14 protein-coding genes and 1 other annotated feature are annotated in these 16,844 nt (G+C 55.8%); of the genes, 2 read left to right on the top strand and 12 right to left on the bottom strand.

Features of this window, described 5'->3' with window-relative positions; genetic code table 11:
- Window positions 1-125: 125 nt before the first annotated feature.
- From radC to BLO51_RS07810, 4 genes are all read right to left on the bottom strand, one after another.
- Window positions 126-815 carry a RadC family protein gene (gene radC, locus BLO51_RS07800; RefSeq protein ID WP_090669360.1) on the bottom strand — a complete coding sequence of 230 codons (690 nt, stop codon included), beginning with the start codon at window positions 813-815 and terminating at the stop codon, window positions 126-128.
- A gap of 307 nt (window positions 816-1,122) precedes the next feature.
- Complete coding sequence (locus tag BLO51_RS07805; protein ID WP_090669363.1) at window positions 1,123-1,704, bottom strand: Maf family protein; 582 nt, start codon at window positions 1,702-1,704, stop codon at window positions 1,123-1,125.
- On the bottom strand, window positions 1,701-1,961 hold the full coding sequence (locus tag BLO51_RS28480; RefSeq protein WP_143006840.1) for a hypothetical protein: 261 nt from the start codon (window positions 1,959-1,961) through the stop codon (window positions 1,701-1,703). The genes BLO51_RS07805 and BLO51_RS28480 overlap by 4 nt, the downstream gene beginning before the upstream one ends.
- Window positions 1,940-2,182 (bottom strand): DUF4321 domain-containing protein, encoded by a 243-nt coding sequence (locus BLO51_RS07810; RefSeq protein WP_090669635.1) that lies wholly within the window; start codon window positions 2,180-2,182, stop codon window positions 1,940-1,942. The genes BLO51_RS28480 and BLO51_RS07810 overlap by 22 nt, the downstream gene beginning before the upstream one ends.
- Before the next feature lie 177 nt (window positions 2,183-2,359).
- On the opposite strand from BLO51_RS07810, the gene BLO51_RS07815 reads away from it, so the two are divergent.
- A complete protein-coding gene (locus BLO51_RS07815) occupies window positions 2,360-3,679 on the top strand; it encodes an N-acetylmuramoyl-L-alanine amidase (protein ID WP_090669367.1) in 1,320 nt (439 codons plus the stop codon).
- A gap of 100 nt (window positions 3,680-3,779) precedes the next feature.
- Here BLO51_RS07815 and BLO51_RS07820 read toward each other — a convergent pair whose 3' ends face one another.
- The 7 genes from BLO51_RS07820 to BLO51_RS29160 all read right to left on the bottom strand — a co-directional run bounded on the left by BLO51_RS07820 (window position 3,780) and on the right by BLO51_RS29160 (window position 13,610).
- Entirely contained in the window at window positions 3,780-5,084 is a 1,305-nt protein-coding gene (locus BLO51_RS07820) for a hypothetical protein (protein ID WP_090669370.1), read from the bottom strand.
- Between the two features lie 159 nt (window positions 5,085-5,243).
- Complete coding sequence (murC, locus tag BLO51_RS07825; protein ID WP_090669373.1) at window positions 5,244-6,623, bottom strand: UDP-N-acetylmuramate--L-alanine ligase; 1,380 nt, start codon at window positions 6,621-6,623, stop codon at window positions 5,244-5,246.
- Window positions 6,624-6,631: 8 nt separating this feature from the next.
- Entirely contained in the window at window positions 6,632-8,011 is a 1,380-nt protein-coding gene (locus BLO51_RS07830) for a bifunctional folylpolyglutamate synthase/dihydrofolate synthase (RefSeq protein ID WP_090669376.1), read from the bottom strand.
- 6 nt (window positions 8,012-8,017) lie between these two features.
- A complete protein-coding gene (locus BLO51_RS07835) occupies window positions 8,018-10,687 on the bottom strand; it encodes a valine--tRNA ligase (protein WP_090669378.1) in 2,670 nt (889 codons plus the stop codon).
- Between the two features lie 100 nt (window positions 10,688-10,787).
- Window positions 10,788-11,040, bottom strand: a binding site (T-box leader).
- Window positions 11,041-11,159: 119 nt separating this feature from the next.
- The gene (locus tag BLO51_RS07840; RefSeq protein ID WP_245719575.1) at window positions 11,160-12,458 is read right to left on the bottom strand and encodes a LysM peptidoglycan-binding domain-containing protein; all 1,299 of its coding nucleotides are present in this window, start codon (window positions 12,456-12,458) and stop codon (window positions 11,160-11,162) included.
- A 115-nt stretch (window positions 12,459-12,573) separates the two neighbouring features.
- Complete coding sequence (locus BLO51_RS07845) at window positions 12,574-13,446, bottom strand: RluA family pseudouridine synthase (protein WP_090669385.1); 873 nt, start codon at window positions 13,444-13,446, stop codon at window positions 12,574-12,576.
- On the bottom strand, window positions 13,443-13,610 hold the full coding sequence (locus BLO51_RS29160; protein ID WP_167670133.1) for a hypothetical protein: 168 nt from the start codon (window positions 13,608-13,610) through the stop codon (window positions 13,443-13,445). The genes BLO51_RS07845 and BLO51_RS29160 overlap by 4 nt, the downstream gene beginning before the upstream one ends.
- 205 nt (window positions 13,611-13,815) lie before the next feature.
- Between BLO51_RS29160 and BLO51_RS07850 the strand changes: the two genes are divergently transcribed.
- A complete protein-coding gene (locus BLO51_RS07850) occupies window positions 13,816-15,447 on the top strand; it encodes a phosphodiester glycosidase family protein (protein ID WP_245719576.1) in 1,632 nt (543 codons plus the stop codon).
- An 83-nt stretch (window positions 15,448-15,530) separates the two neighbouring features.
- On the opposite strand, the gene hemL is transcribed toward BLO51_RS07850, so the two are convergent.
- Window positions 15,531-16,832, bottom strand: a complete 1,302-nt coding sequence (hemL, locus tag BLO51_RS07855) for a glutamate-1-semialdehyde 2,1-aminomutase (protein WP_090669389.1) — start codon at window positions 16,830-16,832, stop codon at window positions 15,531-15,533.
- Window positions 16,833-16,844 lie beyond the last annotated feature (12 nt).

Consider the following 16,844-nt stretch of genomic DNA (forward strand, 5'->3'; position numbering starts at 1 on the left):
GGAATGGTTTGTTTGATGCGGATTACGAGGAGCTGCCGCATTGGTGCGGCAACGCATTGACGGCCTAACGGCCAAGGTTCGTCCAATCCCGAATCGACTGCCGTCCGGCCGTTTCTTTCATTATATTACATGAATCCAAGCTCCTTCAAACTCACGTAGCGCTTGTCGCCGATGACGATATGATCCAGCACGTCAATCCCGACAATTTCGCCCGCTTGGACTAATCGCTTGGTGATTTCCACGTCCTCCGGACTCGGCGTAGGGTCACCGCTCGGATGATTATGGGCACAGACGATCGAAGCGCTGCTGCGCTTGATGGCGGCCCGGAACACTTCACGGGGATGTACGATGGAGGCGTTTAAGCTGCCCATCGACAAGGTTTCCTGCCCGATGACGTGATTTTTCGTATTTAAGAACAGGCACACAAAATGCTCTTTCTGCAAATAGCGCAAATCCTCCATCAGCAGCGCAGCGACATCCTGCGGTGAGCGAATCGTAACCGTTTCGTTCATCGTGCTTCGCGCCAGCCTTCTCCCGAGCTCGATGCCCGCTTGAATCTGCAGCGCTTTGGCTTCGCCGATGCCTTTGATTTCGGTCAACTGCTCCATGCTCATGTCCGTCAGCATGCGGAGACCGCCGCATTGGATAAGCAGTCGCTGGGCAACGTGAACGGCCGATTCCTTGTATGTACCCGTGCGGAGCAAAATGGCCAGCAGTTCCGCATTGCTCAGTGCTTGCGCCCCATACAACATCATGCGCTCTCTCGGTCGGTCTTCGCTGGGGACATCGCGCAAGGTCATATTGGGCGATTCCATGCATTCCCTTCTTTCTATGAGATGTCCGATTTCTCATTATAGCATGATGTTTTGTCAAATGACAGCGACCTGCAAAACACGACGAATACCGGACTAATGCGCATTGGACAAGCTGTAAAACCTATATATCTCTTCGGGAAGCGGAGTCGATTTCAGTCCGCCGGATGAAGGGTACGTCCGGTTCTACATATCGTAAGATTTGATTTGTTTTCATAGTCGAATACAATGCGAGTATCAAAATAAATGGGAGCGGTGTCTAGCTGCATGGTCAAAGAGTTGGCATAATCAACTGACTGATTCGTTATCTTTATAATACTTTAACATCCAATTCCTCAAGCAATTCAGACAGTAAACTCAATGACATTCCAACGACATTAAAATGATCGCCATTGATTGACTCAATAATTGTTGAACCAATGCCCTGAATTGCATACGCACCTGCTTTATCCATTGGCTCACCAGTAGCAATATAGGCACGTATTTGTTCATCAGATAATGCTTTCATTCGAACATCGGTCACTTTTGATCTTGTAATTATTCTAGACTCTCCAACGTCAATACAAGTTATCCCCGTATAGACTTGATGAGTCTTTCCCTCAATTAGTTTTAGCATCCTAAAAGCGTCTTCTTGATCCTTGGGTTTTCCTAATACCTGTTGTGAATAGACAACGATCGTGTCAGAACCAATTACAATGGATTGACTATCTGTAACCCTTGCAGTAGATGCCTTAGCTTTTCTAAGCGATAGTTCTTCGACAATTCGATCTGGAGGCAAGTCCGTAGAAATTGTTTCGTCAACATCGTTGGTAATAATTTCAAACGGAAGTTTTAACATTTGAATTAATTCTTGTCGTCTAGGTGAGGATGATGCAAGCACTAATGTTTTCATTTGGGTCCTCCAATTTTATCCACACGTTTCATCTCGGCAAGCCAAGCCGATACCTTGTATCCCTCTTTCGCAAGGTGCATTGCGCTTCCGTAAACCCCCACTTGATCGATCAGCTCCTGGCGACGCGGAAAAGATGAAGCCTGAATCAAGGTTTCGGATACCGCGAACGTCATAAACCGCTCCCTCGTTTCGAAAGCTTGTAAAATGGAGCTTTGCCGTCCGAGTCCGCTTCGCCCTAAAGTTTGCGGAACAGCCAAAAGCCGGCCGCCAGCCCGACGATGCTGATCAGATTCAACCGGATATGCAGATTCAGATCGTACCGAATGACCAACAAATCGGCCTTGGGCTGCCAGGTCAGCTCTACGGATTTGGTCAGAAAGGACAATACCGCATACGGCGACAGCAGTTGGCCGATGAGCGTTCCGGCGACGAGCCCGAGCAGCAGCATAAGGATGAACGTGAGCGTATTCTTTTTCAAAATATAGGATACCTCTTTCGTAGAAAATGCAATCGGCCGCTTCGAAATGTCACACGTCATTATACCATAACTCACGAAGGACAAGCGGACTTATATAACTAAGGACAGCTTAACTTGAAGGAATATTTAACGCTTACAGGATGTAGAAGCCGGAACAAGGAAGGAGTGAACCGGAAGATGCGAAAGCCTTGGATGCGGGCCGCTTTGCTCGCGTTCGCCCTTCTGGTGCTGCCGGGGCATGCCTCGGCTGCGAAAATTGTCGTCGATGCAGGACATGGCGGCTCCGATCCCGGGGCGATCGGGGTAAACGGCCTGAAGGAGAAAACAGTGAACCTGGACATTGCCCGTCGACTGCGTGACCTGCTTGTCCAACGAGGGTATGAGGTGGTCATGTCCCGGGACACCGACGACTATGTTTCGCTCAAGGGACGCGTCGATTTCACCAATGGACAGCAAGCCGATCTATTCGTCTCCGTTCATGCCAATTCGAATTTTAACGCGAGCACGCGCGGGGCCATGGTGCTTTATTATGATGACACCTACCCTCAGAGCAGCTACCCCGCCAGCGAAGAGATGAAGGCGCTCACGCCGGAGAGCCGCGAGCTTGCGCAGCAGGTGCTGGACGCTTTCGTCCAAACGACGGGACTGGAGAACAAAGGACTTGTTCCCAGTGCGGTATATGTCGTACGGATGGGAACGATTCCGAGCATTCTCGTGGAGACGGCGTTTCTTTCGAACGCCGCGGATACGGAACTGTTAGCCAGTGAGTCGATGCGCCAGACGATGGCGCTCGGCATTGCCCGCGGCATTGAAGCATACATATCGCCGCAAAGCAGCGTGTTCCCCGATCTTTGGGGACACTGGGCCCGGGACGCCGTCCTGCGGCTGAAAGCGCAAGGCGTGGTTGAAGGCACCGGCGGGCGTTTCGAGCCCGGCCGGATGATGACGAGAGCGGAGTGGGCGACGCTGCTCGGGCGGGTGTTCGACCTGCCGGCGGCGAAGCCGGAAGGGAGCGCCTGCGCCAGTAACGGCACGGTCACCGGCGGGGTTTACGGCGACGGCGGCGGGAGCTGCGGGGCCGGCGCAGGCGCGTACCGCGACGCGAGCGCAGGGCATTGGGCCTTCGCCGCCCTCGATCGGGCGGTGAAGGCCGGCGTGCTGGAGGGCTACCCCGACGGCACGCTGCGGCCCGACCAGCCCGTGACCCGGGCGGAGGCGGCGGCGATGTTTCAGCGGCTGGCGAAGGCGCCGCATGTTCCGGGCGCGCAGCCGCCGTTCCGGGACGTGAAGGCGAGCTTCTGGGCCGTGGATGCCATCGCCAGCCTGAAGCGGGCCGGCTGGATCGACGGGGTGACGGCGGAGCGCTTCGAGCCGGAACGGCTGATCACGCGTGCGGAAGCCGCCGCGCTGATTGATCGCTATATGGCGGATGCCAAGAAGCCGAAGAAAACTGCCCCAGAACCGCAAACGCCCGGACGGACCTCTACCGGCAAGTAAGCAAGGTCCTTTATACCCAACGGAAAAAGCCGCCGAACCGAAAACGGTCCGGACGGCTCTTTCCCGTGCGCCTCCGTCGGCGGATTAATCCGCCTGCCGGTTAAGAAAGCGCGACCGCCTTGAGCAATTCCTTCTCCGCCACGATGTACTGCATGGCAGCCGTTTGCGCCTGCCACAGGAAGGCCTGAGAAGGGTTCTTCTTGTATTCCTCAAATGATGCCACGGCCGTATTCAAGGAATTGTTCATCTTGGGCAGTGCCTTCTTCCCGGCTTCGCCCAGACCATCACTGACGGTGGCAGCCGTCTGGGACCAGCTTTGATGCGTCGTCTTGATCGACTGCAGCACCTTATCGTCAAGCGCTTCCGGTTTGGCGTCGGCCGCATGACTGATCGTTTGTGCCGCGATGAGCTTCACGAGCTTATCCCCTTGCGCAATATAATTGGAAAACACATCGGCTTGCTTGCCGTTCCATTTGATTTTCGTCACCGCTGGCAAATCGAGTGTTTTGACAATCACCTCGATGTTTTTTTGCTGATAGGCTTGCGACAACCCCAGGGCTTCGTCCCGGGTTCCGGCCATTCCCACATAGACGGGGTGCTTGTCACCCTCATCTACCGCTCCTGCCAGTCCTTTCTTGCGAAAATCCGCAGCCGCGGCCTCCGCTCCTTGCGCGCTGCTGAATACCCCGCCTTGCAGAACGGCATACGATTTCGCCGGGATCTGCACCGCCACGCCGATCGCAGAACCGCTCGCCGGGGCTGCCGAACCCTCAGCGCCCGTTTTACCGGTCGTCTCCCCTGTGGAAGCCGTCCCGCCGGCCCCGGCTCCCTTCGTCCCCTGTTGGGCTGTTGTCATGCTGCCTGGAGACGTTGTTTTGCCGGAGTCCGTACCGCCCGAAAACATCGACAAGACTAAAAAACCGAAGGCGACGCCCGTCACCACCGCACCGGCGACGGAAGCGGTAATGCGAATCCAAGAGCCGTTGCCGTGGGTTCTCCTGAAATAGGCCGATTCCTCCTGTGTATAAGGCCGGTGCGTTCGCTCCATGCCGCTGGTCGAAACCGGCCGCTCGACGTAACCCGTTTCCGGATCGAACGACCGGCCGCCGCCCGATTCGCGAATCAATTGTTCCACGCGGTGCGTCTCAGTCTCAAAAGAGCTCTGCCAACCGCCAAAATCGGTCGTGTATTCGTTAAGCGCAGGTCCGGTCCACATCGATCCTCTTATTTTTCCGTTCTCTACCGGCGGCTTGTCCGACTCCTTGCGGCTTTCGTCAGCCGGTTGCTCCACGACGGTATATTCTTCCGCTCGAAGGGGGATGACCTGCGACCCGCTCCCCGTATCCTGCCGTTCTTGCCGCTGCCCGTCCTTGTGGAAACGAAACGTCATCTTGGTCTTGTTCATTGCGCCAACTCTCCCTTGTCCATATTCGTATTACTAGACTATGAGAATCGGTCCGCAAATAGAACCGCAGTCAACGCAGACAGCCAATTCGCGGTCCCATGCAAAAAAACCCCAGCTTCGCCGCTTGAACGGCGTTCCGGGGGTTTTCGTTTCCTACTGCTAAGCCAAGCGTTCCGTCAATGCCTCGGCAAGACCGGCCGCCGCTTTCCATATGTCTCCTGCGCCCATCGTAATCACCAAATCTCCGGGGCGCACCGACTTCAGCAAATAGGTCTGCACCTGCTCCTTGGTCGGGACATAGCGCACGTTGGCATTGCTGTTCTGACGAATCAGCTCGACGAGCCTCGCCGAATCGATGCCTTCAATCTGCTTCTCGCCCGCCGGCGAATAGATGTCGGTAATGATCACTTCGTCCGCCTCGGGAAACGCGCGGCTGAACTGCTCGAACAAAAAGTACGTCCTCGTGTACCGCTGAGGCTGAAATACGGCGACAATCCGTTTGCCGGTCGCCTTCGCCGCTTGGATCGTCGCTTCGATTTCGGTCGGATGGTGCGCATAGTCGTCGATCACCAAAATATCGTCGACTTCTCCGAGCACCTGGAAACGCCGCTTGGCCCCCCGAAACTCGGTAATCGCTTCCGCGATCCGGTCGAAGGATAGCCCCGCTTCCATGCAAGTAATCAGCGTAGCGAGCGCATTGTAGACGTTGTGCTTGCCTGGTACGGACAGATGAATCGTTCCGAGCGTCTCGGCGCCGCGCATGACATCGAACGATACTTTACGGTCGCCAAGAACGATGTTCCGAGCCGTAAAATCCGCTTCCGTTTCAATCGCATACGTGAGGACCTCGCTATTCACGCTGGAGATCATCTCTTTCAAGTATTGGTCGTCCAAGCAAACGACGGCCTTGCCGTCCTCTTTCACCTGACTCAAATATTGCGCATAGGCTTTTTTCAAATTTTCAAAATTGCCGTCGTAGTTTTCCAGATGATCCGCTTCAATATTGTTTACCAAGGCGATGGCAGGCTGGTACTGCAAAAACGAACCGTCGCTCTCGTCCGCTTCCGCGACGACCCAATCGCCTTTGCCCGCCTTGGCGTTGCTTCCCACGTTCATAATTTCCCCGCCGATAATGAAGGTCGGGTCCGAGCCGCAGCGCTCAAGTACGAGCGCAATCATCGACGACGTGGTCGTCTTTCCGTGCGCGCCCGCAACCGCGATGCCTTTTTTGGCGCTCATCAGTCTCGCCAGCATTTGTGAACGGTGCAGAATCGGAATGTTCAGTTCCTCCGCCGCCACCATTTCGACATTATCCTTGGCCAAAGCCGTGGAATACACGACGACGTCCGCGCCTTTCACATTTTGCGCCTTGTGCCCGATGAACACTTGCGCCCCTTTGGCCGCAAGCTTCTCTGTCAGCTCCTGCTGCGCCAAATCAGATCCCGAAACTTGGTAACCCATTTCCAGCATCACCTTGGCAATGGCACTCATGCCGTACCCGCCGATGCCGATAAAATGGATATGCTCCGATGTATTCACGCCTGCGTTCACCAGCCTTTTTCAGAATCGGATTGATGCTTGATCCAGGAACGGACGTCCCCTATTAGATATAACGTGCCGGAGACGACAGCCAGGTCGTCCTGTGTCGTCAAGCGTTTAAGCTTCTCCAGCCCCGTCTTCCAGTCGGGTTCCACGATCACTTCTACGTCGTGCCTCCCGCACTCCGCCAGAAGCGATTTGGCAAGTCCGGCCAGATCCTCGGCAGCGGTCTTTTTCAGCCAATTCGGCTCGGTTAGGATAAGCGTATCCACTATTGGTAGTATATGCCTCAAATAGCCCGTATGATTCTTGTTCGTCAACATTCCCATCATAAAATGGAGCCTATTGTACGAATATGTTCCCTTCAGCGCAGCGGCAAGCGACTCGGCCCCCTCGGGGTTGTGCGCGCCGTCGATCAAAATGCGCGGTTCCTGCGATACCATCTCCAGCCGCCCCGGCCACTGCGTCGCTTTCATGGCGCGAAGCAAATCCTCGTCTTCCACGATCAGCGCATAATATTGCCGCAGCACCTCAAGCGTCATGAGCGCCACCGCCGCGTTTTTCAACTGGTGCGGGCCGTTCATGGAGATGGCGACGTCCGGAAGGTCCCGGAACGTGTCGGTAAACCGAAACGTCTGCTCGTTTTCTTTGGTTGAGATCGTTTCATAACGGAACTCCCGGTCCAGCAAATAAAGCGTACTATTCTTGGCTTTCGCCGCTTCCTCGACGACCCGAACGACCTCCGGCTGCTCCACCGCGCTGACGACCGGGACGCCTGCCTTAATAATGGCCGCTTTCTCGGCCGCGATTTTCTCCAGCGTATCGCCAAGAAACTCCATATGGTCATGACCGATATTCGTAATGACGGAGACAAGCGGCGTCACGATATTCGTCGAATCCAACCGTCCGCCGAGCCCCGTTTCCCAGACGACAAAGTCGGGATAAGCGGTGCGGGCAAAATACTCGATCGCAACCACGGTCGAGATCTCGAACATCGACGGCTGCCCAAACTCCTCCGCAACCTGATCGACGAGCGGCTTGACTTTATTGATCACCTTCAGGAGGTCTTCATCCGGGATATTGACCCCATTGAGACGAATGCGCTCATTGTAGCTTTCAATGTAAGGAGAAGTAAACGTCCCGACGTCGTAGCCGCATGCGCGGATGACTTCAGTCAAATAGGCGCAAACCGAACCCTTGCCGTTCGTACCGGCGACATGAATAAACTTGAGACGCCGGTGAGGATGGTCGAGCAGCTCCATGAGCCGCTCCATCCGTTCCAGCCCCGGCTTGATTCCCGCCAAAGGAATAAACCGGACAACCCAGTCGATCGCTTCCCGGGCCGTCCGGAACGGCCCTTCGTTAACGCTTAGCTGTGCTTCGCTCATGATGCCTCATCCTCTCAGTTCGGCCAGCCGGGCCGACACTTTATCCCGTTTGTCCGCATAATCGGCGAGCTTGGCTTTCTCCTCGTCGATGACTTTGGCCGGCGCTTTGGCAACGAAGCCTTGGTTGGCCAGCTTCTTCTCGATCCGGTCCACTTCACCGTGCAGCGTAGCAAGCTCTTTTTCCAGCCGCGCTATTTCTTGGGAAATGTCGATCAGCCCTGCAAGCGGTAAGAACAGCTCCGCCCCGGTTACGATGCCTGTCATCGCTTTGTCCGGCGTTGCGAGCTCAAGCTCGATGGAAAGCGCGGACGTGTTGCAGAAACGCCGCACATATTCTTCGTTGCGCTTCAGAATAGCCAGCGCCTCTTCACCGGCCGGCTTCACGAGCAGCTCGACCTTTTTGCTCATCGGCACGTTCACTTCCGCACGAATATTGCGCACCGTCCGGATGATGTCCATCAGCAGCTCCATCTCGCGCACCGCGTCCGCCGCTTCAAAGCGCGTCTCAAAGGTCGGCCAGGCAGCGAGCGTAATCGTCTCGCCTTCATGCGGCAGATGCTGCCAGATTTCCTCGCTGATAAACGGCATGAACGGGTGAATCAAGCGCTGCGTGCGGTCCAGCACGTAGGCCAGAACGGATTTCGTCGTTTTCTTCGCCGCTTCGTCGCTGCCGTACAAGGACAGCTTGCTGAATTCGATGTACCAATCGCACAGATCGTCCCAAATGAAATTGTACAACAGTCGTCCGGTTTCGCCGAATTCATACGCATCGATCAGTCGGGTCACTTCGCGGACGGTTTCGTTCAAGCGGTGCAAAATCCAACGGTCGGCCGTACCAAGCTCACCGCTCAGATCGATATCCGACGCTTTGAAATCGCCCAGGTTCATCAGGACGAAGCGCGATGCGTTCCAAATTTTATTGGCAAAGTTGCGCGCCTGCTCGACTTTTTCCCAGCGGAAGCGGAGATCCTGTCCCGGCGTGGAACCGGTCGAAATCATGAACCGCATGGCGTCGGCGCCGTACTTTTCGATCACTTCAAGCGGATCGACTCCGTTGCCGAGCGACTTGGACATTTTGCGGCCTTCCGCATCGCGGACGAGCCCGTGAATCAGCACGTCTTTGAACGGAATTTGATCCGTGTATTCGAGTCCGCTGAAAATCATCCGCGCTACCCAGAAATAAATGATATCGTAGCCCGTCACGAGAAGATCGGTCGGGTAATAACGCTTCAAATCTTCCGTCTGCTCCGGCCAGCCGAGCGTGGAGAACGGCCACAGCGCGGAGCTGAACCAGGTATCCAGCACGTCGTTGTCCTGGGTCAGATGCGAGCCGCCGCAATGCAGACATACGGAAGCGTCCTCGCGGGAGACGATCATTTCGCCGCAATCGCCGCAGTACCAGGCCGGAATACGGTGTCCCCACCACAACTGACGGGAAATGCACCAGTCGCGAATGTTTTCGATCCAATGTAAATAAGTTTTTTCAAAGCGGTCCGGTACGAAGTTCGCGCCTTGGCCGGATTTCTGTGCTTCGATCGCGCGTTCGGCGAGCGGCTTCATTTTAACGAACCATTGCGTGGACAAATACGGCTCCACGACTGCGCCGCTGCGCTCGCTGTGGCCGACCTGATGCACGTGTTCCTCGATTTTGATCAGCACGCCATGCTCCTTCATATCCGCCACAATCTGCTTGCGGCAGTCGAAGCGGTCCATGCCCTGATACTTGCCGGCATTTTCATTCATTTTGCCGGATTCGTCCATCACAAGCACCTGCGGAAGATCGTGGCGTCTGCCCACCTCGAAGTCGTTCGGGTCGTGCGCTGGAGTAATTTTGACCGCGCCGCTGCCGAAATCCTTCTCGACATATTCATCGCCGACGATCGAAATTTCGCGGCCGATGATCGGAAGCACAAGCGTTTTGCCGATCAGGTGCTTGTAGCGCTCATCCTCGGGATGGACTGCGACGGCCGTATCCCCGAGCATCGTTTCTGGACGGGTGGTCGCCACAACGATGAATTCATCGCTGTCCTTCACCGGATATTTCAAATGATACAGCGCGCCCTGCACCTCTTTGTATTCGACTTCGATGTCGGAAAGCGCCGTGCGGGCGGCCGGGTCCCAGTTAATGATATATTTGCCTCGGTAGATCAGCCCTTTTTCGTACAAACGGACGAACACTTCGCGGACCGCCTTGGACAGCCCTTCGTCCAGCGTGAACCGTTCGCGGGAATAATCGAGCGAGAAGCCCATTTTGGCCCACTGCTCGTGGATCGTCCCGGCGTAATGTTCCTTCCACTCCCATACCTTTTCCAAAAACTTCTCGCGGCCGAGATCGTACCTCGTCACGCCTTCCTCGCGTAGCTTTTGCTCCACCTTCGTCTGCGTCGCGATGCCCGCATGGTCGGAGCCAGGCAGCCACAGGGCGTCGTAGCCCTGCATCCGTTTGGTCCGCGCCATAATATCCTGGAGCGTAAAATCTAGCGCATGGCCGATATGCAGCATACCGGTAACGTTCGGCGGCGGGATAACCATCGTGTATGGCTTCGCATCCTGACGCTGCCCCGCTTTAAAGTATTGTCCCTTGAGCCAGTAGTCGTACCACTTTTTCTCGGCTTCCTTCGGATCGTAGGTTGTCGGCATAGCCGTTTCCGGCGCCGCTTGTTTGGTTTCTTCCATACACTGCAACCTCCAAGTACACATAATTGTGGTTTTTTTTAGTTTTCAGCTTTACCGTACCATCGGAGAACTGGTGACAAACAAATAAAAGCCTTCCGCCGCAAAGGACGAAAGGCTCTCGCTTCCGTGGTACCACCTTTATTCCGCCCGTGCTCCGAGAAGCTGGAGGCTTCCCTTCATCCGTGCGGCACTTGAACAGATAACGGCTGTGACCGGCCGAATCTAGAGCTTCCGCTTTCAATTCGACAACTCCGGGGCGACTTCGACAGGTACGTCCTGCGGAACCTTCCAGCTCTTGCCGGCTCCGCTCTCTGAAGGGTTCGCTGTCTACTATTCCCTTTCCGCGTTTTTGCTTGCATCTATGCGTACTATGATAAACAATAGTCAGGACAGAGTCAATACAAGTATAACCAAAAACCCCCCGGGTCAAGCCTGTTTCGGCTCGGTCGAGGGGATTTTTGTAAAAAAAGCTTCATTTCGGGATATACACGATCTGCCCTTCGGATACTTCATGATCTCCGAGGCGGTTATAAAGCGCGATTTCGCGAGGGTTCAGATCGTAGCGCTTAGCAATGGACTCCAGTGTCTCTTCCTTTTGCACGATGCACAGCCGGAGCCTTTTGAATCCCTGCTCTTCGCCGTTGGAAGTGAGCAGCAGGTTTTTCCATTCTACCTTCTCCGCCACGGACTCCGATTCTTCCCCAAACGTTTCTTCCGGATCGCGCTTTTCCTTTTGGGAAGAGCCGAGGTTAAACAAATTGGACAGCCCGAACGACTTGTAAAGCGGTGCGGGAGCCGTAGGCGGCTCGGGCGTTTTTTTGCCGCCGACGCCTACCTTCAGATCTTTATCCGGCGCCGCGGTCGGTTTAAGATCACCGAAGGATTTGGCGGTCGGGGCTTCTTTCGACTTTTGCGCTTCCTGCGGCTTGAAAGTCTCCGGACCCTTCGCCGCCTCTTGGACAGACAGCGGAGCTGGATTTACATTCGGCGCAGGCTGCGGCACGTTCTGCTGGGCCGCTTGAAACACGTTCGGCGCAGGCTGCGGGACGTTTTGTTGTGCCGCTTGAAACATGTTGGGCGCAGGCTGCGGGACGTTTTGTTGTGCCGCTTGAAACACGTTCGGCGCAGGCTGCGGGACGCTCTGCGCCTGCGGCCCTGCAGGCAACTTGCTCGTCGGCTCCACCTTCTCGCTTCGCAGCTCCCAAGATTCCGTTTCAGCCGAAGCTTGGTCCGCCGAATTGAAAAAGCCGGAAACGTCCCCGAATGCCTCATCCTTCGTCTGCGCAAGAGTAACCGTATGCGGGTCGCGGGCTTCGTGAACGAACACCACTTCGTTTTCCATTTCCCGCCAAGCCTCCTGGTCCGCATCCGACACGAGCTCCAGACCGGCGAGCGACAGCACTCCCGTAATGTTCAAGCTGCGGGATGACAGCAGATCGACGTCAAAGTTTTCGATTTCGACGGCGATATCCTCCATCCGTTGAACCCGGTTCATCGGCAGCGTAATCTCTACCGGTATCAGATGCTCCAACGTCTGATCGCTGCGGCCCAACTCATCGATAAAGGTCCCGATCAAAAACAGATTGCCGCGAAGCAGGGCTTGGTCCCCTTGCGGAATGACCTGAATATGGGGAACAAGCTCCACTCCTTCCAAGTCTTGAATGCCGATCGCCCCTTCGGACAAATGCACGCGCTCGTAAATGTCGAAGCGTAATCCGTTATGCTGCGTCGTCAATGTAAATCCTCCCTCCGTAATTCCTGCCTTTTCCACAGAATCCCGCATCGGCTCCGGCGAGTTCGAAATTCTGATATAACCATAAAAAGAAAGATGGCCCTATGCCTTCGTCTCTACAATTTATATGGCTTCAGGGGAAGGAGCATGACTACTATTTTTTCAATCGCTCATTGAGCGCAGTAAAGTCCGGGGGCCACGGGGACTGCACTTCGATGCTTTCGCCGCTCCACGGGTGGGGAAACATCAGCCGCTCGCCGTGCAGCGCCTGTCTCTCCATGCCCTCGCGCCGTCCGCCATACAGCGTGTCACCGATCAGCGGATGCCCCAGATGGCTTAGATGAACGCGGATTTGATGCGTCCGTCCGGTTTCGAGCCTGAGCCGCACAAGCGTCGCGGAACGATAAGACTCCACCACCTCGTAATGGGTAACGGCCCGCTCGCCTCCGGGAGAAACGCGCCGGCGCGTCGCGTGATGCCGGTCCCTGCCGATGGGCGCATCCACACGGCCTCGGTTCGGAGAGAGACGCCCGTGCACCAGGGCCACATAGGTCCGCTCGACTTTTTTCTCCCGCATTGCTTCGTCCAATCGGACCTGCGCCCATGGACACTTGGCCATCAGCACCGGACCGGTCGTATCTTCGTCAAGCCGGTGAATGTGCCGGGGCCGGCATGACTGTCCCATCGACTCCAGATGCCAGCCAACCGCATGGAGCAGCGTTCCGCCCTCCGATTCCCCGGTCGGATGCACTTTCATCCCGGCCGGCTTATCCGCCACGAGGCAAAAGTCGTCTTCGAACAGTACTTCTATCCCCGTCCATTCCGGCATATATTGCAGCGGTTCCTCGGGGAACAGCCGCAGCAAAATGCGGCGTCCCTGGATTTCGACGCCCGAGGCGCTCCAGAGCTTCTTCACCGTCCGCTCGTCGATCGCATCCGGCAGAAACGCCTTCACTTCCTCTAAAGTCGAAGGCTCGGCGCTCGCCGTCCATTCCAGCCACTGGCCTTTGCGACGCCATGCGGTCATGGCAGCCGCCTCTCGGATTGGCCCGCTTCGGATGCCACCCGTTTCTTCCGGCGTCCCCATTGCAGCCATGCCGTCAGAACGATTCCTGCAAACAAAATGAAAAACACGCCCGCCACAACGATCAATTCGAGCGTGGTACCGAACAGACTGTACCGATTTAACATGAGCGTTTCCTCCAAATGTATAGCTTATGGTCATTCTATCAATCCTTCGCGGCGAACGCAAAGCGGTTACAATGCCACTTCCGCCGGATCTTACATTCTAGTGAATGTTGTTATATCTTCTTTTCATATGATAGAATAGCATAGGAAAAAATAAAAAAAATTCGACACGAGATGCCTTAATTTACGCATGGGAGAGGTTAAAACATTGAGCAGTACTCTGCGAAAAATACGACAATGGAGTAGTTGGAAAAAAGCGCTGTTTTATTTCACGGTGCTGACTTTTTTGACAGCTAGCTTTTTATTTCTGACCCCGCCGGGAGGCAAGATCAGGGAATGGCTCGCGGAAACGGTCATTACGACGCAGCACCGGAGTTGGGCATGGATTTTCGTCGGTGCGGAGCAGCGGGATTTGATGGTCAAGCGATTGCAGGACTTCAACGAGGAAGCCGCAAGGGAAAAGCAGGACAGCAGCTTGATCAAAATTCGCAATCATCAGGCGAAAGCCCGTTCCATCGATGAGCTGATTAAGGTCGAAGATATTTCGGGAAAGTTTTGGGTAGGTAAAAAAATGTACGTCTTTGATCCCAAGACGATCCGTGTCATGACGCCTCCCAAGTCCGGAGAAGGTGAAAGAATCACCGCGATGGTACAGCGGACAGGGGCCGTGGCCGGCGTCAATGGCGGCGGTTTCGACGATCCGGAAGGTCTCGGGAACGGCTTTGCGGCGTTCGGCGCCATTATCTCCGGGGGCGAGGTCATTTATACGGATCAGGATGGCAGCATTCCGCAGCACATCGTCGGCTTTACGAAGGATGGAATTCTCGTCGTCGGAAAATACAATATTATCGAACTGCGTGAAATGGGCATCTCGGATGCCGTCTCGTTCCATCCGCGTCTGATCGCCAACGGCAAGCCGCTGATCACAAGCGGCGACGGCGGCTGGGGCCGCGGACCCCGAACGGCAGTCGGACAAAAAGCGGACGGCACCGTCATATTCATCGTCATCGACGGACGGCAGGCGCACAGCGTAGGCGCGACGCTCAAGGAAGTGCAGGACCTTCTGTTGGAAGAAGGCTGCGTCAATGCAGGCAACCTGGATGGAGGCGCTTCGTCCGAGCTCGTTGTCGACGGGGAACTGCTTACCAAGCCATCGAGCCGTTACGGCGAGCGCAGATTGCCTAACGCATTCCTTGTCTACGACGACCCGACGTCGGTGCAAGCGGACCACGTCTGGGACGGCATCGACAAGATCGATGCGGGCGGCTCTTACGACCACCCCGACTTCCTGCGCGAGCAGGCTGAAAAGCGGGGCAAGCAGCAGCAAAATCCGACACCGGCTACCAAGACGGATACGGAAAAGACAAAGACGAAAACCGAAACAAGGCCGGAAACAAACAAGCCTGCTGCAAATAAACCGGAAACGAATGAAAAGAGCGAGACAAGTACGGAAAAAGGCGAGAGCGCGAAACCCGGCGGCAATGCAACCAAGGAGCCGGGTACCAAAAAGCCTGGTGTTCCCGGCACAGGAAGCACCGGGTCAGATACGGAAACGGCAGATCCAGACAAGCCGTCCGGCGGACAGGGCAATACGTCGCCGACGGGCACGGGCAGCGGGTCGGCGGCGGGAGGAAGCAGAAACGGTTCTACGGGAACCGTCCCGAGTTCCCCTGCCGGAACTTCGGCTCCAGGAACTGGAAGCGGCACACCGGCCGAGACGACCGAGAAATCGGCTGAGACGAATGCACCGGATGCAACGCCAACCCGCCAGCAACATCAAACGCAAACGCCGGACCAATCGGGTTCGGGTACAGCTGAACCGCCGGCCAAAACACCATGATCATTTAAATAAATCTGTAGCAACAAAACAAACGGACGGCACGTTCCCCTCCTTCGGGAGTGGACGTGCCGTCCGTTTTTACATTATAACTGCTTGAGCGCTTGGTAATGCGCCTCAATCGTCGTCTCGATATCTTCGTCGGAGTGCGCCACCGAAACGAACATGCCTTCGAACTGGGAAGGCGGAATGCTGACGCCGTAGTCGAGCAGCAAGCCAAAATACCGGTTGAACTTGCTCAAATCCGATTGTTTGGCGGTTTCGTAATTGGTCACCTGTTGATCGGTAAAGAACGGGCAAACCATAGAACCAATCCGGTTGATCGTGATCGGAACGCCCAGCTCCCGGGCATTTTGAAGCATTCCTGCTTCCAGACGGGCGGACTTGCGTTCCAGCTCTTCATAAACGCCGGGTGCTCCCAGCAGCTTAAGCGTCGCATACCCCGCAGCCATCGCCAGCGGGTTACCGGATAACGTTCCAGCCTGATAAATCGGGCCTGACGGGGCAATCCGCTCCATGATCTCCCGTTTGCCTCCGTACGCCCCAACCGGCAGCCCCCCGCCGATCACTTTACCCAGACAGGTAAGATCCGGCGTAATACCAAACCGTCCTTGCGCACTGTTCAAGCCTACGCGGAAGCCGGTCATGACCTCGTCAAAGATCAGCAAACTACCGTAGGAAGACGTGATCTCCCGCAATCCTTCCAAGAAACCGGGAAGCGGCGGCACGACGCCCATATTTCCGGCGACCGGCTCCACAATAACGGCGGCAATGTCTTCGCCGAAATGTTCAAAAGCCGTACGTACCGAATCCAGATCGTTGTACGGAACCGTAATCGTGTTGGCCGCTACGCTTTCAGGTACGCCGGGGCTATCCGGCAGTCCAAGGGTGGCAACCCCGGAACCCGCTTTGATCAGCAGCGAGTCCGCATGGCCGTGGTAGCATCCTTCGAACTTCAGGATTTTGCTCCTTCCCGTATAGCCGCGGGCAAGCCTGAGCGCGCTCATTGTCGCTTCTGTCCCGGAGCTGACCATCCGCACGAGCTCAATGGAAGGCATTCTTTCGATAACCAGCTTCGCCATCTCAGTTTCCAGCTCCGTCGGCGCGCCGAAGCTCGTACCGAGCTCTGCGGTCCGTTTTATCGCTTCGACGACCTCCGGGTGGGCATGTCCCATAATGAGCGGGCCCCATGAGCCAATGTAATCGATAAATTCGTTGCCGTCGATATCGAAGACGTGCGAGCCGCTCCCTTTATGCATATACAAAGGAGTCAAGCCAACCGATTTAAACGCGCGAACCGGACTGTTGACTCCGCCCGGAATCACTTGCTTCGCTTCCTCGAACGCCCGCGCCGAACGCGCATCGGAACGTTTTCGCTGATCGTTCATCCATTCCACTCC

Origin of the sequence: Paenibacillus tianmuensis, from assembly GCF_900100345.1 — a bacterium.
Classification (GTDB): domain Bacteria; phylum Bacillota; class Bacilli; order Paenibacillales; family NBRC-103111; genus Paenibacillus_G; species Paenibacillus_G tianmuensis.